Below are 21,718 nucleotides of genomic sequence, written 5' to 3'. Positions count from 1 at the left end.
ACGGCGTCGGACTCGCCGTCCTCATCAACGCCGCCATCGTCCTCGCCGGCACCCTCCTCACCGCACTCTTCCTGCGCTCGGACCGGCGCCGCGCCTGACCCCGGGAATCCCTGGGGGCCCTATGCCGCCGCGTGCGGCCGGAGACCGTCTTCTCCGGCCGTACGCGGCACCTTTGCGCCCCACGTGTCCTATCGGGCGTTATGCCGGGAATGCTCTGTTCATGAATGATGAGCAGACGCGCATGGAGTCGGTCGTGGTGGCCGTGGACGGATCCGAGCACAGTCTTCGGGCGCTTCAGTGGGCGGCGCGGGCCGCCGGGCTGCTGTCGGCCTCCCTGCTGGTGGCGCATGTGCTGCCCGAGGACCTGCAGGTCGGGCTGGCCCGGATCCGGTCGCTGGGGCAGGATCCGCAGATCGCCGACCCGGTCCTGGAGACGGTGAAGGGCTCGCTCGCCCCGCGGGCCGGGCAGCTGTCCGTACGGTATGTGTCGCTGGAGGGGTCGGTCGCCGAGGCGCTGACGCAGGCGGCGCGCGGGGCGGGGATGCTGGTGGTCGGCTCGCGGGGGCGGGGCGGGTTCGCGAGTCTGCTGCTGGGCTCCACCAGCCGGGCGCTGGCCGCCACCGCGCCGTGCCCCGTGGTGGTGGTGGTGCCGCACGAGGCCCGTACCCCCAAAGGCCCCGCCCCCGGCCCCGTGAGCCCTGCCGGGTCCGGCCCTGAGACCAGCCCCGCCGAAGAGGGTCAGGAGGGCCGCCGGAGCGCGGCGGGAGGCGGGGGGCGGGTGCTGCTGGGGCTGCATCCGCAGGAGACCCACGACGACGTCATCGCGTTCGCGTGCGCCATGGCCGAGCTGTTCGGCGGCGGTCTTGAGGTGGTGAGCGCCTATCCGGTGCCGCCCTCGCCGATGCTGCTGGTGGGGGCGCCGGCGCCGACGATGCCGCTGCCGGAGATGGCCGAGGAGGACTACTCCGAGCTCGCCCGGCAGACGGTCAGGCAGCAGGAGGAGCGCCTCGCGCCGCACACCGCGCGCCATCCGCACCTGCCGCTGTCGCCGGTGGTCGTCCCGGCGGACGCGGCCGGGCAGCTGGTGGACGACGCGGAAGGCGCCGCGCTGGTGGTGGTGGGCCGTCACCACCGCCACCGCGGCGGGCACCGGCTCCTGATGGGGTCGGTGGCCCACGCCGTGCTGCACCACGCCCCCTGCCCCGTCGCGGTCGTCCCGGCCGCCGGTCAGGCCGAAGGCTGACCGGGCCCCGGGGCGGGCCGCCCGCCGTATCTCTCCGGTGCGTCGGTGCGTGTTCGGTGCGTCTTGGGCAGGTCGGTTGCCCTCTGGCGGGACCTTTCGGCGCGGGGGCCTTGTTCAGGGAAGTGGAGTGGGTCGGAACCCGCCGGCCGCACACCCGGATGCCCCTAAGGGTGGTCATGTCATGACCAGTCACGACAGGGCACTGGTTGCGGCCGGCGGGCAGGCGCAGGATCTCTTCCAACCGATCCTGGAAGAGGAAAGAGAGCGACCATGCCGAATGCCGCGGTCAGCAGTTCAGACGCCGTCGAGTGGCAGCCCGTGCGGGTGCCCGCGGCCACGCACGAGGTGCCCGGGCGGGTGTTCCTTCCCCGGGGCGGGCACCGCGGCTGGCTGGTGTGGGCGCACGGCGGGAGCTGGCGCAGCGGCTCGGTGGCCGGGTGGCACCAGGCGTGTGCGGATCTGGCGCTGCGCTCGGGGTGCGCGGTGGTCAGTGTCGAGTACCGGCTCGCGCCGGAGCATCCGCATCCGGCGGCGCTGGAGGATGTGCTGGCGGTGCTGGACTGGGCGCAGGAGCGGTCTGCGGCCGAGGGTCTTGGTCCGGTGAGTGTGGGCGGGGACAGCTCCGGCGGGACGATCGCGGCCAGTGCGGCGGTGGTGTGGCGGGATGCGGGGCGGGAGCTGAGGGCGCAGGTGCTGGCCTATCCGCCGATGGATCCGTCGTGCCGGGGCGCGTCGTTCACGCGGTTCCACAACAACTTCCCCACCCGGGAGGGGCTTGCGCAGGCCTGGCGGGACTACCGCGGGACGCGGGCGGTGCCGGGGATGCCGAGCACGCCGTTCGAAGTGGCGGATCTGTCGGGTCTGGCGCCGGCGATCGTGGGGGTGGGTGAGTTCGACGCGGTCGCCGACGACGTACGGGAGTTCGCGCGGCGGCTGTCACAGGCGGGCAACGACGTGGCCTTCCGCGAATTCCCGCGGATGCTGCACGGCGCGTTCCTGCAGATGTCGGAGCACCGGCCGGGCGACGACCCCTATCCGCTGCGGGCGTTTCTGGGCGGCACGCTGCGCGGCCGGCTGGCCGGTGCCGTAGCGCCGTCCGCCAAGAGCCAGGGCCCCGGCGCGCGCTCCGTATAAGCCGCCTGGCGTGCGGGCGCCTCGCCCGCCTCTCCCCCCGGCTTGTCGATGGCCGTTGTTGATGTCCGTTGTTGATGTCCGTTGTTGATGTCCGTTGTTGATGTCCGTTTCTTTCGACTGGAGAGATCTGATGAACACCACCACGTCCACTCCGGCGCCCGCGGCGGGCCCGGTCACGGCCCATGTGGGCTCTCTGCTGCGGCACTTCGGTGACCTGCGCGACGGTACGCACGGGGAGGTGAGCTCGCGCAGGGACAAGGAGGCCCTGTTCGCGGCGACGGTGCCGCTGCTGGACCCCTATGCGCGGCAGGTGCTGGCGGAGATGAACACCCAGCTGCTGCACGACACCGGTGAGGTGCAGGCCGGCGGGGTGCAGCGGACGCCGGACGGGTCGCTGGTGGCCCGGTGGGCGCTGACGTGGCCGGAGCAGCGGGAGACGGGGATCGATCCGATCAGTCTGATCGCCTACTTCGGGCGGGGTTTTCACCATCCGCATCTGCGCGGGGCGACGGTGGCGGAGTGGCCGCTGAATGTGTTCACCGAGGAGCAGGCGGCGGCAGAGGTGCCCACGCTGCGGGCGATCGCGGCGGCCGATCTGCACAACCTGGTCTTCCAGCGGGACTTCCGGATCGTGCCGGAGGTGGTGCGGCCCCTCGACGGGAACGCGCCGGCTCCCGGCCCGCACAGCGTGTACGGCGTCAACGGTGTGAAGGATGAGGACAAGTGAGCGTGAGCGGCGTGAGTGACGTGTACGGGACGGGCGAGCAGAACCAGGCCCTGGCTAAGGACGAGGGACAGCCGCTGGGGGCGGGGCGGCTGCGGCTGTCGGTGCTGGATCAGTCGCCGATCGGTGAGGGGTTCAGCGCCGCACAGGCGCTGGGCGCGTCGGTGGCGCTGGCGCAGGCGGCCGACGAGCTGGGCTACACCCGCTACTGGGTGGCCGAGCACCACCACTCCCCCGGTTTCGCGGGGACCGCGCCGGAGATCCTGGCCGGGGCGCTGCTGGAGCGTACGCGGCGGCTGCGGATCGGTACGGGCGGGGTGCTGCTGCCGCGGTACGAGGCGGTGAAGGTGGCCGAGGTGTTCCAGGTGCTGGCCTCGCTGCATCCGGGGCGGGTGGACTTGGGGATCGGGCGGGCCGGGGGGCCTGCGGCGCAGTTCCCCCAGCAGGTGGCCCAGGTGCGGGAGTTCCTGGGTCTGGACGGGCCCGGGGGTGCCGCGGGGCCGGACATGTGGCTGCTGGGGGCGGGGACGCGCTCGGCGCAGCTGGCCGGGCGGCTGGGCACCAATTTCGCGTTCGCGCACTTCCTGGCGCCGGCTCCGGGGGTCACCGCGATGGAGACCTTCCGCAACGAGCAGTCCGCCGTACGGCCGGGTGCGGGCGGCGGGCGTGCGGCGCTGGCGGTGCGGGTGGTGACCGCGGAGTCGGCCGCCGAGGCGGAGGATCTGGCGCAGAGTGTGCTGCTGTGGCGCAGCCGTAAGGATCTGGGGCTGGATCTGCCGCTGCCGTCGGTGCGGACGGCGCGCTCGCACCGCTGGAGCGGGCATGAGCTGGAGCGGGCGGCGGTCAACCGGCGTTCGCTGGTGTTCGGGACGCCCGAGCAGGTGCATGCGCGGCTGACGCGGCTGGCCGCGGAGCACGGGGTGTCGGAGGTGGTGGTGAACACGCTGACGCACGACCCGGCCGACCGGCTGCGTTCGTACCAGCTGCTGGCCCAGGTGTTCGACCTGCCGCGCGAGGGTGCCCTGGTGCCCGCGGCGCCGGTGGGCGGGGAGCCGGTGGTGGTGTGAACCGCCGGTGACGCGGCGACGGCCCGGCCGGGCCCCTGTGAGGGAGGGGCCCGGCCGGGCCGCTCCCCTTTTTTCCGGACAGTCCTTGCCCTGCCGGTCGCCGACACGGGCCGCACCAGCGGGTCGACGGCCGCAGTGACGCGCCCCCGTGCCCGGGCCCGGTGCGCCACCGCAAGGCCGCCGCTCGCCTGCTGTTGCGTGCCGGTGAGGCGGCTACGATCACGGGCATGGCCCTGATCACGAGTGACGTCGACCGGTTCGAGGCTGCCCGGCCCCGGCTGGAGGCCATCGCCTACCGGCTGCTCGGCTCGGCGAGCGAGGCGGAGGATGCCGTGCAGGAGACGTTCCTGCGCTGGCAGGCGGCCGACGTCGAGCGGATCGAGGTGCCCGAGGCCTGGCTGACGAAGGTCCTCACCAACTACTGCCTCAACCAGCTCACTTCCGCGCGTGCCCGGCGTGAGACGTATGTGGGCAGGTGGCTTCCCGAGCCGCTGCTGGCCGGGGACCCGATGCTCGGCCCGGCCGACACCGCCGAGCAGCGCGAGTCGGTGTCCTACGCCGTCCTGGTGCTGCTGGAGCGCCTGTCGCCGGGTGAGCGGGCGGTGTACGTGCTGCGGGAGGCCTTCGACTACCCGCACCGGGAGATCGCCGAGATCCTCGACATCAGCGAGGCGGCCAGCCAGCAGACCTACCACCGGGCCAAGAAGCACGTCGCGGACGGCCATGCGCGCAGCGAGGTCGACGAGGAGGCCGCGAAGAGGATCGTGGAGGAGTTCCTGGCCGCGGCGACCAGCGGCCGGACCGAACCGCTGGTGCGCCTGCTCACCCAGGACGCCGTCTCGGTCGGCGACGGCGGCGGGAAGGTCCCGGCCCGGGCGAAGGCGTTCGAGGGCGCGGTCGCGGTCGCCACGTTCCTGCGCGGTCTGTTCAAGCCCAGCGCCGCCAAGCGGCGCCACATCGGCGGCGTGGCCGAGGTCTACGCCACGACCGCCAACGGCGGGCCCGCGTTCGTGGCGGTCGTGGACGGCCGGGTCGTGGGGGTCACCTGCCTGGAGGTCACCGCGGAGGGCATCACCGCGGTCCGCAACCAGGTCAACCCCGACAAGCTCGTGCGCGCGAGCCGGCAGTGGGCCGCCGCCGACCACGGGGACGCCCTCCACACCCTCTGACCTGATGTGACGTGCTTCACCTCCGGGTCCTGTCAGGAAACGCCGGGCTGCCCGGTTCAAGAGGCGAAACCGCAACAGACAGCGGCGGAACCTCGCAGACAGGAGCAGGGCCATGCAGCACCGCATCGTCGTCCTCGGAGCCGGCTACACCGGAGCCACCGCCGCCGGCCGCATCGCCCGGCAGCTGCACCGTCAGGACGTCACCGTCACCCTCGTCAACCCCGAGCCCGACTTCGTCGAGCGCGTCCGGCTGCACCAGGTCGCCGCCGGGCAGGACCTCAAGCCCCGGCCGCTGCGCGAGATGTTCGCGGGCACGGGCGTGGAACTGAAGCTCGGAGAGGTCACGGCCGTGGACGTGGACCGCAAGACGGCGAAGGTCACGGCCCCGCACGGCCCCGGGCAGGAGGAGCTTCAGTACGACACCCTGGTCTACGCGCTGGGCAGCGGCTGGAGTGACGGGGGTGTCCCCGGCGCCGCCGAACACGCCCACGAGGTCTCCAGCCGCCCCGGCGCCCTGCGCCTGCGCGACCGGCTGGCCGCCCTGGACGCCGGCCGGCCGGTGGTGGTGGCCGGCGGCGGCCTGACCGGCCTGGAGGCCGCGACCGAGATCGCCGAGGCCCGCCCGGACCTGGCCGTCGCCCTGGCCGTGCGGGGCGCGCTGGGTGACTGGCTGTCGGACAAGGGCCGCGCCCACCTGCGCACGGTGGTGGGCCGGCTCGGCATCACGGTCCACGAACACACCGCGGTCACCGCCGTGGACGCGGGCGGCGTCCACACGGCCGGCGGCCAGTCCATCCCCGCCGAGGTGACCGTGTGGACCACCGGCTTCGCCGTCCACCCGATCGCCCGGGCCACCACCCTTCAGCTCGAGGGCGGCCGGATCGTGGTCGACACCACGATGCGCTCGCTGTCCCACCCGGACGTGTACGCCGTCGGTGACGCCGCCCTCGCGATCGGCCCGGGCGGCAAGCCGCTGCGCATGTCCTGCGCCTCGGGCGTGCCGATGGCCTGGCAGGCCGCCGACGCCGTCGCCGCCCGTCTCGCCGGCGTCAAGGTCCCCCGCACTCCCATCCGCTACTTCCAGCAGTGCATCTCGCTGGGCCGCGCCGAGGGTCTGATCCAGTTCGTCACCGCCGACGACCGGGCGGTCGAAAGGGCCATGACGGGCCGCCTGGCCGCCCTCTACAAGGAACTGATCTGCAAGGGCGCGGCCTGGGGCGTCGCGCACCCGACCGTGGGCATGCTGCCCCGGCGCCGGCGGGTGGCAGGTCAGCAGGTCCCCGGCCGCGCCCGGGCCGAGGCGGCGGCCTGACCTGGCCCCCGCCGGGGGTCAGCGGGGGGTGGGGATGAGGGGGAGGTGGCTGACGTGCGGGAGGGAGCTGTTGGCTTCGCGGATGGTGGTGCCCGGGGCGATGCGCACATGCCAGCGGGAGGCGAGGGTGGCCAGGGCGGTGGTCATGAGGGTGAGGGCGAGGTGTTCGCCGATGCAGCGGTGGGGGCCGGTGCCGAAGGGGAAGTAGGCGCCGCGGGGGCGGTCGGTGCCCTGGTCGGGGCCGGCGCGGTCGGGGTCGAAGGTGTGGGGGTGGGGGTAGAGGTCGGCGGCGCGGTGCATGGCGCGGGGGCTGTAGCCGATTTCGGAGCCGGCGGGGACGCGGATGCCGGCGAGGGTGACGTCGGTGACCGTGCGGCGGGTGAAGAGCATGGGGGCGTGCAGGCGCAGCGTCTCGTCCAGGACCTGGCGGGTGAAGGTGAGCTCGGGCAGCTTGGCGTAGCTGACGGGACCGCGGCCAAGGACCTGGTCGGCTTCGTCCTGGAGGCGGCGCTGGACGTCTTGGCGGGTGGCGGTTTCGAAGACGGCCCAGTTCAGGGAGGTGCTGGTGGTTTCCAGGGCGGCGAACAGCAGCATCAGGAACTCGGCGCGGATCTCAGCATCGCTCAGCGGCCGGCCGGTTTCGGGGTGGACGGTGCCCAGCAGGGCGTCCAGGACGTCATGACCCTCGGGCAGGGGGCCTTCGGCGCGGCGTTCGCGGATGAGGGTGTCCACGACGGTGTGGAAGCGGCCGACCTGTGCGGCGAAGCGGCGGTTGCCCGGGGTGGGCAGGCGGGTGAGGGCGTCGGGGAAGACGGTTCGGGCGAGCAGGCGGCGGGCGATGGCGTAGAGGGTGTCGCGGATGTCGCGGACGGTGTGGGCGGGCAGTTGGGTGGTGAACAGGCAGCGCAGGACGACGGCGGCGACCAGGTCGGAGATTTCTTCGTCGGCGGCGACGACGGCGCCGGGGCGCCAGGCGCCGATGCGGGCTTCGGTCTCCTGGGTGACGGCGAGGGTGTGGTCGCGTACGGCGCGCCGGTTGAAGGCGGGTTTGAGCAGGCGGCGTTGGTGCTGGTGGGGTGCGCCGCTGGAGGCGATGAGGGGGTTGCCGAAGTTGGCGGCGAGGCGTTCGAAGAACCGGCCGCGTTCGAAGGTGGTGGTGTCGACCTGGATGCGGTGGACGAGGGCGGGGTCGTTGGCGAGGTAGAGGCGCACGGGGCCGAAGCCGATCCGTACGAGGGGGTCGGTGGTGCGGGTGTGTTCGAAGAAGGACAGGGGGCGGCGCAGCAGGGCGGGGGCGTGGCCGATCAGGGGGAGGTGGCCGGGGGCGGGCGGGGCGGGGTTGGCGACGGCGTGGAGCCGGGTGGGCGGGGCGGTGGCGGTGGCCATCGGCGGACTCCTGGAAGGAAGGCCCCAAAGGAAAAGGGGGGCGGGTGGGGGTCAGGGGGTGGGGATGGTGGCGGTGGCGAGGACGTTGCCTTCGCTGATGTAGCCGTCGGGGTGGTTGAGGGGGTGGTGGGGGTCGGTGGGGTCGAGGAGGTAGGCGTGCCACTGCTGGCTCAGGCCGATGTCGAGGGCTTGGGCTGCGAGTTGGGCGCAGGCGGTGGTGTAGAAGGCGTGGGCGTCGGGGGTGAGGGGGGTGTGGTGCTCGATGAGGAGGGTGTGCTGGGTGACGTTGGTGAGTCCGGCGGCTTTGAGGTGGCGGTAGGTGTCGCGGGTGCGCAGGAGCTGGCGGGCGTAGCCGGGCTGGGTGGCGGCGGCGCGGAAGAAGTCGGTGAACAGGTAGGGGTCGGTGGGGCGTGCGGTGATGAGGTGGGCGTCGAGGTCTTTGATGGTGAGGGTGCCGCCGGGGCGGGTGACGCGGGTGAGTTCGGCGAGGGCGGCGGCGAGTTCGGTGTCGTCGAGGTACTGGGTGGTGTTGGAGCACCAGACGGCGTCGAAGGTGTTGTCGGGGTAGGGCAGGTGAAGGAGGCTGGCCTGCTCGACGTCGATGGGGCAGGGCAGGGTGCGGGCGCGTTCGGCGGCCAGGGCGGTGTTCTCGGGGGCGAGGTCGACGGCGGTGATACGGCCGGTGGGGCCGGTGATGCCGGCGAGGGCGGGCAGGAAGTCCCCGGCGCCGCAGCCGGCGTCCAGGATGTGCTGCCCTCCGGTGAGCGGGGCGAGGCCAAGGAGGTCGAGGTAGGGGCCCTGGCAGGCACGGAAGTGGGTGTCGACGACGGTGTGGTGGGTGAAGGACAGGCCGGTTGAGGTGGTGTGGCCCCAGGCGGCGTGGTCGTCTCGTACCCGGTCGTTTGGTACGTGGTCGTTTCGTACGGGGTCGTTGAGCATGGCGGCCTAAGGGATCCTCTCCACAAGTGCGCGCAGGTGGTGGGTGACGGCGTCGGGGGCTTCCAGGGGCGGCAGGTGCCCGGTTGCGGGCAGGGTGATCAGGTGGCCGTCGGGCAGGGCGGCGGCGGTGTGGGCGGATTCGGCGGCGGTGACCAGGGCGTCTTCGGCTCCGTGCAGGACCAGGGCGGGGACGTGCGTGGCGGCGAGGGTCGCGGTGGCGTCCGCGCGGTCGGCGATCGCGGCTTGTGTCCAGGCCAGGGCGGCGGGGTCGGCGGCGTGGGCCTGGGTGAGGGTGTGGGCCAGGAGGTCGGGGTGGCGGGTGCGGGTGGTGGGGCCCAGGAGCATCGGTGTGGTGCGGTCGATGACGGCGGCGCGGGCGTCGGGGTCCTGGATGAGCTGGGCGAACTGGCGGCGCTGCGCACGTGTTTCGGGGGTGTCGGCGGTGGCGCGGGCGGAGATCAGGGCCAGGGCGAGGGTGCGGCCGGGGTGGCGGGCGAGGAAGGCCATGGCGGTGTAGGCGCCGAGCGAGCAGCCGGCGAGGACCGCCTGGGGGTGGCCTGTTGCGTCGAGGAGGCGGGCGAGGTCGTCGGCGGCGGCGTTCAGGCTGGGCGGGTCGTCGCCGAGGGGGGTGGCGGCGAAGCCGCGCTGGTCGGGGGTGAGGACGTGGTGTCCCTCCGCGCGCAGCGCCTCGGCCTGCGCCTGCCACATGGTCGAGGTCAGGGACAGGGCGTGGAGCAGGACGATTGTCTGGGGGCGGGTGGCGGTCACCGGGAGGCTTCCTGTTCGGCGGCGGTGAGGTAGCGCTGCACGTGGCCGGGCAGGGCGTGGCCGCGGGCCCAGGCCAGGGTGACGGGGGCGGGCGGCAGGTCGTGCACGGGCACGACGCGGATGTGGGGCGGGGCGACGTCGGCCAGGGACAGCAGCGAGAGGTGGGCTGCCTCGCCGTGGGCGATGAGTTTCATCATGGCCGCGATGTCACCGGTCACATGCGTGCGCGTGAGGGGCCGGCCCTTGGGGGTGTGCGGGGGGACGACCTCGTCCCACACGTAGTCGGGCAGGGTGCCGGGCGGTTTGCCGAACAGGTCGAGGCCGGCGAGGTCTTCGACCGATACGGCACTGTGGGCCGCCAGGGGGTGGGTGGCGGCGACGACGACGGCGCGGGGGTCCTGGCTCAGGACGCGGCTGAGGGCGATGTCGCTCTCGCGCAGCGCGAACTTGACGATCATGAGGTCGAGGGTGCGGGTGCGGATGCCGTCGAAGGGGGCGGTGATGTCGTACGGCAGCGGCGTCGCGGGGACGCCGGAGGCGGCGGCGAGGCGGGTGAGGGTGTCGGCGACCTTGGGTGAGCCGTGGTAGCCGAGACGGACCGCGGCCGGGTCGGGGACGGTCTCAGGCATGGGGCGTCTCCTCGGTGAGCGCGGCGGCGGCGTGCAGACGGCCGGTGTGGTGGGGGGTGGCGGGGTGGGGGGTGATGCGCCAGGCGGCGAAGGCGGGGCCGGCGGTGGTGAGGGTGGGTTCCTGGATGAGGGTGAGGCGGTCGCCGCCGGTGATCAGGCCGTCCATGACGGCTTCGGCGAGCAGGTGGTTGAGGTGGACCAGGGCCTGGGCGAGGGTGCAGCCGGCGGTGGCCAGGTGCAGGCGGCGGTGGCGCGGCGGGCGGGTGGGGCGCAGGCCCGGCGGGGTGGGGATGGTCAGGAGGGTGGGGGGCCGGGCGGGCAGCCGGGCGGGGGCGTCGAAGAGTTTCAGCAGCCGCCGCAAGGGGGCGGTGGCGGCGGCGGGGCCGGGGGCGGTGTAGGCGAGGTGGGCGGCGGGGTCGGTGTGGGCGAAGGTGAAGCGGTGGCGCAGGTTTGCGGGGTTGCCGGCCAGGAAGACGGTGCGGGTGAAGTCACGCCGCCAGGCGGCCTGTTGGGTGTCGTCGAGGCTTGCGGTGTAGGCGCAGGTGGCGACGGCGAAGGCGGGCAGGTCGAGGTGGTGGACGACGACGGCCGCGAGGGTCGTCGTCTCGTCGCTGAGGGCGGCGATGTCCTGCTGGGCGGCGGCCAGCCCGGCCGGGGTGGTCAGGTCGTGGCGGCGGGCGAGGTCGGGGCGGGCGGTGGCCAGGCGGGTGGCCAGCTGGTGACGCAGCCGGTCCTGGACACCGGACACGGAAAGGGTGGCGGGGGTGGTCACAGGAAGACTCCTGTGAGGAGGTCGGCCGGTGGGGCGGGGCGGCGTTTGCCCAGGAGGGCGGAGGTGAGTCTGTAGGGGTCGATGTGGGTGTGATCCTTGCGGTGGCGCTGGAGCAGGGCGGGCAGTTGGTCGCCGGCCGGGGTGTCGGCGGCCTTGAGGAGCCGGGTGGCGCGGGTGAGGCACTGGTGGAGCAGGTCGGGGCGGAAGGACTGCTGCTGGCCGGGGCCGAGGAGGGCGATGAAGTACAGGCGCATGCCCAGGCGTACGGCGTCGTCGCTGTGGTGGTCGCCGGCGGCGTCCAGGAGGGCGGCGGCGTGGGTGTGCTGCCAGTCGCCGTGGCGGGCGGAGCGGATGTGTCCGTCGATGGGGACGCGGCCGACGGGGACGCGGTGGACGGTGGGGCCGAGCCGGGTCAGGACGCGTTCGATCAGCTGGTAGTCGGGGTCGAGTTCGGGGTCGTACAGCAGGACGATCTCGTCGAAGCCGGGGGCCAGCGGGATGAGTTCGCGCAGGGCGCAGGCGAGGTAGTTGGGGCGGCCGTCGGGGGTGACGATTTTGCGCAGGGGCAGGCCGTGGCGGGTCAGGTCGAGGTGGACGGGGCCGCCGTAGCGGCGCAGGTCCAGGCACATGCCGGCCTGGTCGAGGTGGCTGAGGGCGTCTTCCAGGCTGAGGCCGGGGGGCTGGTGGAGGGTGAGTCCGGGGTCGGTCAGGCCCAGGCGGCGGTAGTGGCCGGCCCACAGCTGGAGGATGCGGGCGGAGGCGGGGTGGACCCAGCCGTGTTCGGCGGCGTCGGCGTAGGGGCGCAGGGCGGCCGCGGTGGGGCGCTGGGTCTGGGCGCGGAAGGTGACGTAGTGGGCGCCGATCTCGGTCTCGGTGGCGTGGGTGTAGTCGGTGTCGCCGAGGGTGCGGTCGAGGAACTCCCAGAAGCCGAGGGTTTGTTCGGTGGGGTGGTAGGTGGTGTGGCTGTAGCGGTAGGTGACGGGGGCGAGGTGGCGGGTGGCCCGGTACATGACGTCGGTCCACAGCAGCCCTTTGAGGTGGCTGGGGGTCAGGGGTTTGGAGGGGGTGATGGTGATGGGGGCGATGAGGACGCGCGGGGCGGCAGCCTCGGGGGACTTGGGGCGGGGTGGGGCGAGGGGCTGGGTGGTCACCGGGCGGCTCCTTCGGCGGCGGTGACCAGGCGGACGAGGTCGGCGCGGGTGGGGCCGGCCGGGCGCGGCTGGGCGGTGGGGGCGTGCTGGATGCGGGTGAGGAATTTGTCGTCGAGGATCTCGGCGGGGGTGGCCAGCGTCATCAGCATGCGGGTCAGTCCGCGCCACACGGTGCCGTCGGTGCGTGCCGCAAGGGCGATCTTTGCCTGGAGGCGGTCGGTGTCGGTGGGCGGCGGTGGCTCGGTGGCGGTGACGGCGGCGCGCCAGCGGGCGATGCGCAGGCGGTCGGCGTGGGCGGCGTGGGTGTACCAGGGGGTGTAGAGGTCTTCGGCGAGGCGGGCGGCCAGGCGGGCGGTGGTGGTGGCGGTGGGGTCGTGGGCGGCCAGGAGGTCGGCCAGGGCGTAGGCATGGGCCAGGGCCAGGGACATGCCGCGGCCGAAGAGGGGGTTGGTGATGCAGGCGGCGTCGGCGACGGGGAAGAGGCCGGGGATGGGTTTTTGCCGGGTGGTGGCGTTGCCGCGCAGGGTGTTGGGGGGTGCGGTGATGGCGTGGACGGGCGAGATGGGTTCGCTGATGCCGCTTTCGAGCCAGACGGTCAGGCCGGGGGTGGCGCGGGCGGCGGCGGTGAACCCCTCAGGGGTGTTCAGGCCGGCCAGGGCCCGGTCGCCGGGGAGGGTGGCGAGCGCGATGGAGAAGGTGTCGCCGTCGCCGGGGTGCAGGACGCCGGCGTAGTGGTCGAAGATGTCGCCGGCGGCGTTGCCGCGCCCCAGCGGGCCGGGCCGCTGCCCGGCCAGCAGCCGGTAGAAGCGGGTGTGGCCGGTGAGCCCGGAGGGGCAGGTGTGGTCCGCGGCGAGGGGGATGCCGGCCTGTGCGAGCCAGGTACGGGAGGCGGCGCGCCGGCCGGTGGCGTCGACCACCGCATCGGCGGCAAGGCGGGTGTGGTCGCTGGTGCGGACGGCCTGGATACGGCCTGAGTCGTCGAGGTCGAGGGCGGCGACGGTGGTGGCGTGGCGCAGGGTGATGCCGGGGGTGGCCAAGGCGGCCTGGTGCAGGACGTGTTCGAGGGTGGGGCGGCGGCAGGCCAGGGCGGTGAGGTCGTCGTCGCCCATCTCGCGGGCGGTGTCGGTGGCATCGGGCGGCAGGGCGTCGGTGAGGTCGAGCAGGTGGGCGCCGGCGGTGCGGGCGGCGGCCAGGACGTGCGGGGCGCGGTGGGCCAGGGTGCGTACGCCGAGCGAGGTGAGGGTGTGGGAGTGGCCGCCCTGGGGGACGGTGGGGCGGCGGGTGAACCAGGTGCCCTCCCGGCCGGGGTCGGCGGGCGGCGGGGGTGGTGCGTCGGCGCGGTCCAGGACGGTGACCCGGTGCCCGGTGGCGGCCAGTGCGAGGGCGGTGGCGAGGCCGGCGATGGAGGCGCCGGCTATGACGGTGTGGGTCATCAGCGCCGCCGGCCGTGGACGAAGAACACCCGCCGCACACCGGTGATGTTCCTGGGGGGTACGGGGTCGGGCCAGCGGCCGAAGTCGGCGCCGTCCTCGCCGGGCTGCAGGGCCCGTACGGAGTATCCGTAGGTGGAGAAGAGGGCTTCGGGTTCGTCGGTGCCGAACAGCCAGGGGCAGCCCCAGCCGGCGAAGACGTCCAGCAGGCCGCGCATGTGGGGCAGGGTGAGGGCGGCGGTGTTGACGATGTCGGCGGCGATACGGCTGCCGGGGGCGCTGATGGCGGCCACCCGCTCAAGGATGCGGTGGGTGTCGGCCTCGGGGATGTAGTAGAGGAGTCCTTCCAGCAGCCAGGTCGCCGGAACGGTGGGGTCGTATCCGGCCTGCTGGAGGTCGGCCTCCCAGTCGGGTGAGGTGAGGTCGACGGCGACCTTGCGGTGGTCGGCGCGGGGCCGGGCGTCGGTGGTGGCCAGGCGTTCGTCCTTGTAGGCCAGGACGGCCGGACGGTCGACCTCGAAGAACCGGATGCGGGCCGGCCAGTCGAAGCGGTAGGCGCGCGAGTCCATGCCGGCGGGGGCGAGGACGATCTGGGTGGTGGTGGGGTCGGCGGCGGCCTGCTGGAGGTAGTCGTCGAAGAAGCGGGTGCGGATGGCGTTGTAGTCCGGGGTGGAGGGCAGGGTACGCGTCTGGCCGGGCGGGAAGGTCGCGGCGCGTACCTCGGCGAGGAGTTCGGGGCCGATGTCACCGGCGAGGGCGGCGGCGTAGGGGTCCTGATAGAGGCTGTCGGGGCGGCGGGTCTCGGCGGCGCGCAGGGCGGCGGTGAGCAGGGCGGTGCGCTCGACGGCGTCCAGGGATGTGGTCACGGCTTGAGGGTCCTTCCCGGAAAAAAAGGGGGGCGGTGCTACGGCGTCAGGGGGTGGGGGTGGTCAGGCGTGCCCAGGCGGCGGGGTCTTGGCGCAGGAGGCGGTCTTTGACCTGGGTGGGGCGGATGCCGGAGGCGACGGCGGTGATCCAGTCGTCCTGGAAGGCGTGGGGGGAAAGGAGTTGCAGGGTGCAGGGGGTGAGGCGGCCTTCGCGGCGGGCCGAGGCGTAGCCGGCGGATTCGCGGGCGAGATGGGTGTCGAGGAGGGTGGTGAGGGTGGCTTGTTCGTCGCTGCTGAAGCGGGTGCGGGGGGCGAGCGCGAAGTGGTAGCCGGGGACGGGCTCGCCCTGGGTGCGGCAGGCGGCGCCGCGGATTTCCAGGCCGGTGGCGGCCAGGGAGGCGGCCAGGGCGCGGATGATGTGGGCGTCGCGGAGGTTTTCGCCGGCGGCGCTGGAGAGGGTGGAGCGGCCGGTGTATTCCAGGCGGGGCACGCCGCCGACGCGGTCGGCGACGCGGACGACGTCGCCGACGGCGTAGCGGTAGAGGCCGCCGACGTGGCTGAAGACGACGTGGTAGTCGCGGCCGGGTTCGAGTTCTTCGGCGGTGAGGGTGGCGGTGTCGGGGGCCAGGGGGGTGTCGGCGTCGGCGAACTCGTGGACGGCGGCGGTGACGACGAGGCTGCCGGCGCTGGGGTGGCGGTCCAGGGCGACACCGGTGGGGCCTTCGGAGGCGGCGACGGGCGCGGGCAGGACGGTGACGCCGGGCCCGAACTCCTCGCGCAGCCGCGGCAGATACAGCGATGCCATCGCGGTGGTCCAGCAGAACAGGGCCCGCATGTTCGGCCAGATGTGGGCGGGCAGGATCCGCTCGTGGCGGCGGGCGAGGCGTTCGAGAGCGGCGGCGCGTTCGGGGTTGGGGGCGCGGTGGGGCAGCCCGCCGAGGGTGCCGTCGCGGATCTCCTTGACGATCCGCTCCCACCACAGGTTCAGCTGGTGCGGCAGGGCGGCGATCATGGCCGGGTTGATGCCGATGACGCAGCGGACGTCGGCCTCGGCGGCCAGCCGCAGCCGCAAATACATCTTCTCCAGGTGCGCTGCCGGGTCGACACTCAGCGGCAGGGTGGCCCAGTGGGCGCCGGTGCCCGGCTCGGCGGAGAGCGGCTCGCCGAAGCGGGTGCCGAAGTCGACCTGGCTGGCGCCGACATGGGGGCGGCCGGAGGCGGTGGTGGGCGGCGCGGCGAGCGGGTCGTGCTTGAGGTTGAGCACGGCGTCGGGGTGGGCGAGCACGTCGGGGAAGTGCTCGATGAGCGGGGCCCAGGCGGCGTAGTAGAAGGGGAAGAAGGTGGTGCGCATGAAGCGGGGGGTGACCGGGATCTTCTTGTGGGCGCCGGTGGAGCCGCTGGAGGTGAAGTAGACCGCGGGCTGGTCGGCGCTGAGGACACCGCTCTCCCCCGCCGCGGCGCGTTCGATCCACGGCTCCAGGGCGGCGTAGTCCTGCACGGGGACGGCCTTGCGGAAGTCCTCCAGGGTGCGGATACGCCCGAAGTCGTGGCGGGTGCCGTAGTCGGTGGCGGCGTTGAAGGCGAGCAGGTCGGCCAGGACCTTCTGGCGCTGTGCGGCGGGGTCGGTGAACGCGGCCTTGAGGCGGGCGCGTTCGGCGAAGACCCGTTCGCGGTAGCGGCGGATGCGGTCGGGGTGGGTCCATGCGTCAGCCGAGTTCATGGTCGATCACCTTCTGTATCGCCTGGGCGGTGGCACGGGGGTCGGGGTGTTCGTCGACGACGGTGACCGGCAGGTGGGCGATCTCGTCGTGCATGGTCTTGGCGAGGTCGTCCTGGTAGCGGGTGAAGCCGTCGAGGGTGGGGCGCGGGCCGTAGTACTCCAGGCGGTTCAGGGCGCGGCCGTGGCCGGCGCGGCGCCAGGCGCTGGAGGGGCTGACCTGGAGGTAGATCACCCGGCGTGGCTGGGGGAAGCTGCGCCACCAGGCGAACAGGGAGTTGTCGCGGGCGCCGGCCAGGCGGCATTTGGCGAGGAGTTTGTAGTAGTAGGAGTCCACGACGGCCGGGGCGGCGGGGTCGCGCAGGATCTCGTCGCGCAGGTGGACGGCGGCGCTCTGGAGCAGCGTGGCCAGGAAGTCGGGCGAGTAGGCCTGCTCGTTGGCGGCGACGTCCTTGACGACGTCACGGCGCAGCCGGTTCAGCAGCTGGTGCTGGGGGGCGAGGAAGTCCTCGTCGGTGGACAGCGTCCGCCGCCGGGGCCCGGTACCCGCGCCGGCCGTGTCGGCCGTGTCGGCCGTGTCGGCTGGGGCGGTGTGGCGCAGGCGGGCCATCGCCGTCGACTTTCCCGCGTAGTCGGCGCCCAGCAGGACGAGGAAGTCGGGGGCGTGGGCCGGCATGGGGCATCGCTCCTTGGAAGGCGGGATTGTGGGCGGCTGTCGCCGAGGTTACGAAAGGCGGTGTCCGCTCCATGGGTCTGCCGCTGGTATGTGCCGAGACCTCGGCAACTTGCACAGATCGGGCGGCGGGGCCCCCGGGGAGGAAGCCGGGGGAACGCGGAGAAGGGGGTGCGCGGGGCCCGTTGGGCTCTTGCGCACCTCCTCCCCCGGGCTGTCCTCCTTTCCGGGCCGGGTGGTTCGGGTTCACGTTCAGGTTGAGGTTCAGGTGAGGAACTGGTTGATCAGGTCGGCGAGTTCTTTGGGCCGCTCGTGCAGGGTGTTGTGGCCGCAGTCGAGTTCGGCGTAGTGGCTGTGGGGTATCGAGGCGTGCAGTTCGCGGGCGTGGTGGACGGGGACGACGTGGTCGAGGGTGGCGCCGACGACGAGGGTCTCTGCGGTGATCTTGCTCAGGCGGGCGCGGATGTCGACGGTGAGGTCGAGGTCGATCTGGCGGCGGGCTCCTTCGGTGGGCTGGGAGGCGGCGTACATGTCGGCGAGCTGGTCGGTGCTCTGGGCGGCGAGGTGGGCGGGTGAGTGGGCGAAGAGGGTGATGAACTCCTCGTAGGAGGCGGGGTCGAGGTCGGCCAGGCGGCGCCAGAGGGTGAAGAAGGCCTGCTGGCGGGGGTCGTCGTTACGGGCCCAGCCGCCGATGAGGATCAGGCGGCGTACGAGGTGGGGGTGGGCGGCGGCGGTGGCCGCGGCGATCACGGCGCCCAGTGAGCTGCCGGCGAGGTCGACGGGCTGGTCGGTGGTGGCGCGGGCGGTGGCGGCGATCTGCTCGACGAGCAGGTCCAGGGTGAGCTCGCCGCCCTCGGGCAGGGGGCTGTCGCCGCTGCCGGCGTAGTCGGGGGTGATGAGGGTGTGGTGGTCGGTGAGCAGCGGGGCCAGGGCGGAGAAGTTGGAGGCGGAGTCTGCGGTGGAGCCGTGGACGAGCAGGAGGTGGGGGCCTTTTCCTTCGGTGCGGTAGTGCACCTCGGTGCCGCGGGTGAGGACGACGGACATGACGGGCCTTTCTCGCCGGGGGCGGACGGGAGGGCTGGGCGCTGGGGAGCTGGGGCTGGGGGGCTGGGGGGGGTGTTACGGGGTGAGGGGGCGGGGGCCGGGGCGGGCGGCGGGATCGGGGACGGGGGGCGGTGGTCTTCGGGGCGGTTGGGGGCGTAGGGGCTGATGGGGCTGGGTGGTTGAGGGGTGGGGGCCCGGTGGCCGGGCCCCCGGGGGGTTTCAGGCGCGGGGGGCGGTGGTGGTCAGGGCGGGCTCGGGGTCGGCCGCGGGGACCGGGGCCGGGGCGGCCTGAACGGCGGTGGCGGTGGTGGCGGTCTTCGCGGCGAGCTCCTTGCGGCTGCGGCTGAAGCGGCGCATGGCGGGCATCTCGACGAAGCGGTAGAGCAGCCAGCCGCCGAGGAGGGAGGCGGCGAAGAAGCCGGCGACGGTGAGCAGGGCTACGGGGACGCTGTAGGTGTTCTCGCCGAGCAGGGAGCGCAGGTAGAAGATCGTGACGCCCTGGACGAGGTAGAAGCCGAAGGAGACCTCGCCGAGCCAGACCATGACGCGGCCGCGCAGGCGGGTGGGGCGGCCTTCGACGTCGGCGGCGGCGACGGAGCCGATCAGGGCGCTGACCGGGATGATCGTGGCGACGACGAAGCCGTACTGGAAGGGGACGAGGAGGGCGGCTCCGTAGCCGATGACGGCCAGGGCTATGGAGGGGGCGATGCCTATCGCGCGGGGCCAGCGGCCGGCGAGGACGATCCGGGCCAGGAGGATGCCGAGGACGAACTCGAAGACGCGGCCGGGCGGGAAGAGGTAGCCGAACCAGAACTGCAGGTCGGATATGGGGGTGATGGCGGACTTCGGGGTGGCGGGGACGAGGTAGGTGGCGATGAGCTGGACGCCGACCATGCCGGCGACCATCAGGCCGGACCACAGCCACAGGCGCTTCTCGGCGATCTTGCGGATCGGGACGATGAGCAGCGGGAAGAGCATGTAGAAGAGCAGTTCGCTGCCGAGGGACCAGGTCGGCGGGTTGACGCTGAGGTTGATGGCGGGCTGCGGGAAGAACGTGTGGAGCAGGAAGAGGTTGGGGAGCCACTGGCCGACGCTGGTGACGCTCGCTCCGGCGAACAGGATCATCGCGGCGGCGAAGACCACGAGGTGGTTGGGGAAGATCTTCATGATCCGGCGGCGCCAGAAGGCGGTGACCTTCTCGCCGGGCTTGGCGGCCCAGGCCAGGACGAAGCCGGAGAGGACGAAGAAGAACGAGACGCCCATGTAGCCGGCCTTGCCGAAGGCGGTGGAGAAGAAGTCGGCGATGGAGGTGTCGGCGAAGGGGTTGATCGGGGCGTTCGGCGGGATCGGGGAGTCGGTGAGGGAGGCGTGGAAGAAGAAGACGAGGAGGGCTGCGAAGAAGCGCAGGCCGGTCAGGGAGGGGAGTTTGGCTCGCTTGGCCGAGGTGGCCGCGGCGGCGGCGGAAGCGGGCGTGGACATGGTTTGGGGAGACCTTCCGGGTGGGCGCCGAAGCGGTGCTCCGGCTGCGAGTGGGGCGGGGCGGTGGGGCTGTGGGGGGTGTGGTGCGCATGGGGGGCTTAGGAAGCAACAAGAAGGTGCGGGGCGGGAGTTGAGCGCGGGGTGCGGGGTGCGGGTGGGGTGCGGGGTTTTGGTGGGGGTTGTGGGGCCGGTGATCTGGCGGAGTCCGGCGGGCCCGGCGGCGGCTGGTGCGGCGGGGCCGGGGGCCGGGGGCGGCCCGGTTGAGGGGGCCGCCCCGGCCGGGGGTTAGTCGCTGTCGGCCTGGGTGCCGGTGTCGATCTGGTTGCGGTAGAGCATGAGCTTGGCGTCCTTGGCGACGTAGTAGTTCTGGACCGAGTAGGCGATGGTGGCGAAGTCGAGGCGGCCGTCGCCGTTGAAGTCGGCCGTCGCGATGCGGGCGACGGACTCGTCGGAGACCCGCCACTTGGCCCAGACGCCGTTTTGCAGGTCGATGGCCTTGTAGTACATGACTCCCTGCCAGGGCCACGGGCCGCGCAGGGCGACGAGGAACTCGTCCTCTCCGTCGCCGTCGAAGTCGGCGGTGACGATCTGGTGTCCGGGGCCTTCGCCGTTCTCGTTGGGGTCGCCGTAGACGTCGAGCAGGACGCGGTTCCATTCGACCTCGCCGGCCGGGCCGTCGGTGGCCTTGGTGTAGACGGCGACGGTGTTGCCGTGGAAGGGCTCGATGGCGGCGACGTAGGCCATCGGGTCGTCGCCGATGCGTCCGGCGTTGAGGTCGCCGCTGCCGCGGAAGCCGGTCTGCTCGAACTGGGTGAGCTCGCCGGTGCCGATGAGCTTGCGGATCCATTCCTTCTTGCGCTCGTCGTAGTAGAGCCAGGTGACGCCCTCGTCGGAGGCGAGCAGGAGGGATTCGAGGTCGGAGCCGGGGAGGAGGCCCTTCTTCTTCTCGGCGCCGTGGATCATGCGGAAGTGGCTGTCGTCGACGACGGTCATGGGCCATTCCTCGGCGGCGTGGACGTCGTCGGGCTGGGTGAACATGACGACCGGCAGGACGGCGTGGACGTCTTCCTTGGCGACGATGGGGAAGCCGACGATCTCCAGGCGTTCGGTCTGGGTGAAGTAGCCGGCGCGCAGGCGGTGCATGCCGGTGGCGCGGCCGACGTAGTGGCGCTTCCAGCGGGACTCGTCCTTGTCGGGGTGGCCCGGGTTCTCCAGCCAGTCGATCTTGCCGCCTTCGGTGTTGGCGTCGTGGATGGTGCCGATCGGGCCGTAGAGGTCGTAGCAGACGATGATGTCGGGGTGGCCGTTGCCGGAGACGTCGGCGAAGTCGGCTCCGACGGGCATCTTGATGCGGTCGGCGACCAGGCGGCGGGTGAAGTTCTCGTCGTTCTGGTACCAGTAGATCTCCCCCAGGCGCAGCCCGTAGCCGAAGAGGTCGGGGCGGCCGTCGCCGTCGATGTCCGGGGACTCCAGCCAGTAGCCGTCGCGCAGCTGGTCGGCGACGACCTCGGCGGTGAACTTCGGGGAGCGGAACGTCGACAGGTCGTTGTTGTTGCTGGTCATGGTCTTGGTCTCCTGAGGTCTTTTTGGTGGGGGGTGGGGGTCAGCGGGCGTGGAATTCGAGGGCGAGCCAGAGGGCGTCGGTGTCGGCGTAGTACTGGTGCCAGGGGTAGTGGTAGGTGCCGTCGGGCCGGGTGGAGCAGAACGGGTCGGGGGTGGTGTAGCCGGGGGCCATGCGGATGTCCTCGTAGCGGGTGGCGGGGTCGTCGGCGGTGAATTTCTGCATCCGGCCCAGGCCCTGGATCTGGGTGTGGACCTCGATGAAGTCGTGGCTGTTGTGGATGAGGCAGTCGGTGCCGGCGGGGGCGTACCAGAGGTTGACCTTGAGGTCGAAGGGGCGGATGTCGGTGGGGGTGGGGGTCTCTTTGAGGAGGTGGGCGGGGTCGAGGTGGATGGTGGCGGCGGTGTCCTGGGGGCTGGTGAACAGTGGTGTGGTGGCGGGGAAGGCGTTGGGGTTTCCCTGGTCGGTGAGGCGGTCGGTGAGGTGCTGCCAGCCGGTCTCGCGGGTGATGGCGTCGGTGGGGTGGGCGTCCAGGCCGGTGGCGGGGCGCAGGACGAGGAGGGTGTCGGCGTGTTCGATGCGGGTGTGGGTCAGGACGGTGGAGGTCAGGGGCTCGATGGCCTTGGCGGGGGTGTGGGCGAGGGGGACGGGGGT

At 72.9% G+C, this 21,718-nt stretch carries 20 protein-coding genes; 6 read left to right on the top strand and 14 right to left on the bottom strand.

Annotated elements, in window-relative coordinates:
• The first annotated feature begins 220 nt into the window (after positions 1-220).
• The 6 genes from IEZ01_RS33245 to IEZ01_RS33220 all read left to right on the top strand — a co-directional run bounded on the left by IEZ01_RS33245 (position 221) and on the right by IEZ01_RS33220 (position 6,649).
• Positions 221-1,243 carry a universal stress protein gene (locus tag IEZ01_RS33245; protein ID WP_229833330.1) on the top strand — a complete coding sequence of 341 codons (1,023 nt, stop codon included), beginning with the start codon at positions 221-223 and terminating at the stop codon, positions 1,241-1,243.
• Between the two features lie 270 nt (positions 1,244-1,513).
• Complete coding sequence (locus IEZ01_RS33240; protein ID WP_019891729.1) at positions 1,514-2,377, top strand: alpha/beta hydrolase; 864 nt, start codon at positions 1,514-1,516, stop codon at positions 2,375-2,377.
• 130 nt (positions 2,378-2,507) lie between these two features.
• Positions 2,508-3,104, top strand: coding sequence for a hypothetical protein (locus IEZ01_RS33235; RefSeq protein ID WP_019891728.1), 597 nt, complete (start codon positions 2,508-2,510; stop codon positions 3,102-3,104).
• A 2-nt stretch (positions 3,105-3,106) separates the two neighbouring features.
• Positions 3,107-4,168 (top strand): MsnO8 family LLM class oxidoreductase, encoded by a 1,062-nt coding sequence (locus IEZ01_RS33230; protein ID WP_229833329.1) that lies wholly within the window; start codon positions 3,107-3,109, stop codon positions 4,166-4,168.
• Positions 4,169-4,395: 227 nt separating this feature from the next.
• Entirely contained in the window at positions 4,396-5,337 is a 942-nt protein-coding gene (locus IEZ01_RS33225) for an RNA polymerase sigma-70 factor (protein WP_019891726.1), read from the top strand.
• Between the two features lie 112 nt (positions 5,338-5,449).
• A complete protein-coding gene (locus tag IEZ01_RS33220; RefSeq protein ID WP_189205486.1) occupies positions 5,450-6,649 on the top strand; it encodes an NAD(P)/FAD-dependent oxidoreductase in 1,200 nt (399 codons plus the stop codon).
• A gap of 18 nt (positions 6,650-6,667) precedes the next feature.
• On the opposite strand, the gene IEZ01_RS33215 is transcribed toward IEZ01_RS33220, so the two are convergent.
• The 14 genes from IEZ01_RS33215 to IEZ01_RS35800 all read right to left on the bottom strand — a co-directional run.
• Complete coding sequence (locus IEZ01_RS33215) at positions 6,668-8,035, bottom strand: cytochrome P450 (protein WP_189205485.1); 1,368 nt, start codon at positions 8,033-8,035, stop codon at positions 6,668-6,670.
• Positions 8,036-8,086: 51 nt separating this feature from the next.
• The gene (locus tag IEZ01_RS33210) at positions 8,087-8,974 is read right to left on the bottom strand and encodes a class I SAM-dependent methyltransferase (protein WP_189205484.1); all 888 of its coding nucleotides are present in this window, start codon (positions 8,972-8,974) and stop codon (positions 8,087-8,089) included.
• Between the two features lie 6 nt (positions 8,975-8,980).
• The gene (locus IEZ01_RS33205; RefSeq protein WP_189205483.1) at positions 8,981-9,742 is read right to left on the bottom strand and encodes an alpha/beta fold hydrolase; all 762 of its coding nucleotides are present in this window, start codon (positions 9,740-9,742) and stop codon (positions 8,981-8,983) included.
• Complete coding sequence (locus tag IEZ01_RS33200; protein ID WP_019891721.1) at positions 9,739-10,371, bottom strand: LysR substrate-binding domain-containing protein; 633 nt, start codon at positions 10,369-10,371, stop codon at positions 9,739-9,741. Before IEZ01_RS33200 ends, IEZ01_RS33205 begins: the two co-directional genes overlap by 4 nt.
• Positions 10,364-11,143: a DUF6182 family protein gene (locus IEZ01_RS33195; protein WP_189205482.1), complete on the bottom strand. Its 780-nt coding sequence runs from the start codon at positions 11,141-11,143 to the stop codon at positions 10,364-10,366. Before IEZ01_RS33195 ends, IEZ01_RS33200 begins: the two co-directional genes overlap by 8 nt.
• The gene (locus IEZ01_RS33190) at positions 11,140-12,294 is read right to left on the bottom strand and encodes a hypothetical protein (RefSeq protein WP_189205481.1); all 1,155 of its coding nucleotides are present in this window, start codon (positions 12,292-12,294) and stop codon (positions 11,140-11,142) included. The genes IEZ01_RS33195 and IEZ01_RS33190 overlap by 4 nt, the downstream gene beginning before the upstream one ends.
• Positions 12,291-13,727: an MnmG/GidA family protein gene (locus IEZ01_RS33185; RefSeq protein WP_189205480.1), complete on the bottom strand. Its 1,437-nt coding sequence runs from the start codon at positions 13,725-13,727 to the stop codon at positions 12,291-12,293. The genes IEZ01_RS33190 and IEZ01_RS33185 overlap by 4 nt, the downstream gene beginning before the upstream one ends.
• Positions 13,727-14,590 carry a class I SAM-dependent methyltransferase gene (locus IEZ01_RS33180; RefSeq protein ID WP_019891717.1) on the bottom strand — a complete coding sequence of 288 codons (864 nt, stop codon included), beginning with the start codon at positions 14,588-14,590 and terminating at the stop codon, positions 13,727-13,729. The genes IEZ01_RS33185 and IEZ01_RS33180 overlap by 1 nt, the downstream gene beginning before the upstream one ends.
• Positions 14,591-14,636: 46 nt before the next feature.
• A complete protein-coding gene (locus tag IEZ01_RS33175) occupies positions 14,637-16,310 on the bottom strand; it encodes a GH3 family acyl-acid amido synthetase (RefSeq protein WP_189205479.1) in 1,674 nt (557 codons plus the stop codon).
• Positions 16,297-16,983, bottom strand: a complete 687-nt coding sequence (locus IEZ01_RS33170; RefSeq protein ID WP_189205477.1) for a hypothetical protein — start codon at positions 16,981-16,983, stop codon at positions 16,297-16,299. The genes IEZ01_RS33175 and IEZ01_RS33170 overlap by 14 nt, the downstream gene beginning before the upstream one ends.
• 261 nt (positions 16,984-17,244) lie before the next feature.
• Complete coding sequence (locus tag IEZ01_RS33165; protein WP_019891712.1) at positions 17,245-18,024, bottom strand: alpha/beta fold hydrolase; 780 nt, start codon at positions 18,022-18,024, stop codon at positions 17,245-17,247.
• 219 nt (positions 18,025-18,243) lie between these two features.
• Positions 18,244-19,503, bottom strand: coding sequence for an acyltransferase family protein (locus IEZ01_RS33160; protein ID WP_019891711.1), 1,260 nt, complete (start codon positions 19,501-19,503; stop codon positions 18,244-18,246).
• Between the two features lie 285 nt (positions 19,504-19,788).
• Entirely contained in the window at positions 19,789-21,066 is a 1,278-nt protein-coding gene (locus IEZ01_RS33155) for an FG-GAP repeat domain-containing protein (protein WP_189205475.1), read from the bottom strand.
• A 40-nt stretch (positions 21,067-21,106) separates the two neighbouring features.
• Positions 21,107-21,718: hypothetical protein (locus tag IEZ01_RS35800; RefSeq protein ID WP_267907334.1), on the bottom strand; the 612-nt coding region annotated here is incomplete at its 5' end.

It is taken from the genome of Streptomyces purpureus (genome assembly GCF_014648195.1).
GTDB lineage: Bacteria > Actinomycetota > Actinomycetes > Streptomycetales > Streptomycetaceae > Streptomyces > Streptomyces purpureus.
This window is presented reverse-complemented; position numbering and strand designations above follow the sequence as displayed.

Excerpts from the sequence above, each read along its gene's own strand:
- IEZ01_RS33245 (WP_229833330.1), top strand. The coding sequence starts at position 221 with ATGAATGATGAGCAGACGCGCATGGAGTCGGTCGTGGTGGCCGTGGAC.
- IEZ01_RS33240 (WP_019891729.1), top strand. The coding sequence starts at position 1,514 with ATGCCGAATGCCGCGGTCAGCAGTTCAGACGCCGTCGAGTGGCAGCCC.
- IEZ01_RS33235 (WP_019891728.1), top strand. The coding sequence starts at position 2,508 with ATGAACACCACCACGTCCACTCCGGCGCCCGCGGCGGGCCCGGTCACG.
- IEZ01_RS33225 (WP_019891726.1), top strand. The coding sequence starts at position 4,396 with ATGGCCCTGATCACGAGTGACGTCGACCGGTTCGAGGCTGCCCGGCCC.
- IEZ01_RS33220 (WP_189205486.1), top strand. The coding sequence starts at position 5,450 with ATGCAGCACCGCATCGTCGTCCTCGGAGCCGGCTACACCGGAGCCACC.
- IEZ01_RS33215 (WP_189205485.1), bottom strand. The coding sequence starts at position 8,035 with ATGGCCACCGCCACCGCCCCGCCCACCCGGCTCCACGCCGTCGCCAAC.
- IEZ01_RS33210 (WP_189205484.1), bottom strand. The coding sequence starts at position 8,974 with ATGCTCAACGACCCCGTACGAAACGACCACGTACCAAACGACCGGGTA.
- IEZ01_RS33200 (WP_019891721.1), bottom strand. The coding sequence starts at position 10,371 with ATGCCTGAGACCGTCCCCGACCCGGCCGCGGTCCGTCTCGGCTACCAC.
- IEZ01_RS33185 (WP_189205480.1), bottom strand. The coding sequence starts at position 13,727 with ATGACCCACACCGTCATAGCCGGCGCCTCCATCGCCGGCCTCGCCACC.
- IEZ01_RS33175 (WP_189205479.1), bottom strand. The coding sequence starts at position 16,310 with ATGAACTCGGCTGACGCATGGACCCACCCCGACCGCATCCGCCGCTAC.
- IEZ01_RS33170 (WP_189205477.1), bottom strand. The coding sequence starts at position 16,983 with ATGCCGGCCCACGCCCCCGACTTCCTCGTCCTGCTGGGCGCCGACTAC.
- IEZ01_RS33165 (WP_019891712.1), bottom strand. The coding sequence starts at position 18,024 with ATGTCCGTCGTCCTCACCCGCGGCACCGAGGTGCACTACCGCACCGAA.
- IEZ01_RS33160 (WP_019891711.1), bottom strand. The coding sequence starts at position 19,503 with ATGTCCACGCCCGCTTCCGCCGCCGCCGCGGCCACCTCGGCCAAGCGA.
- IEZ01_RS33155 (WP_189205475.1), bottom strand. The coding sequence starts at position 21,066 with ATGACCAGCAACAACAACGACCTGTCGACGTTCCGCTCCCCGAAGTTC.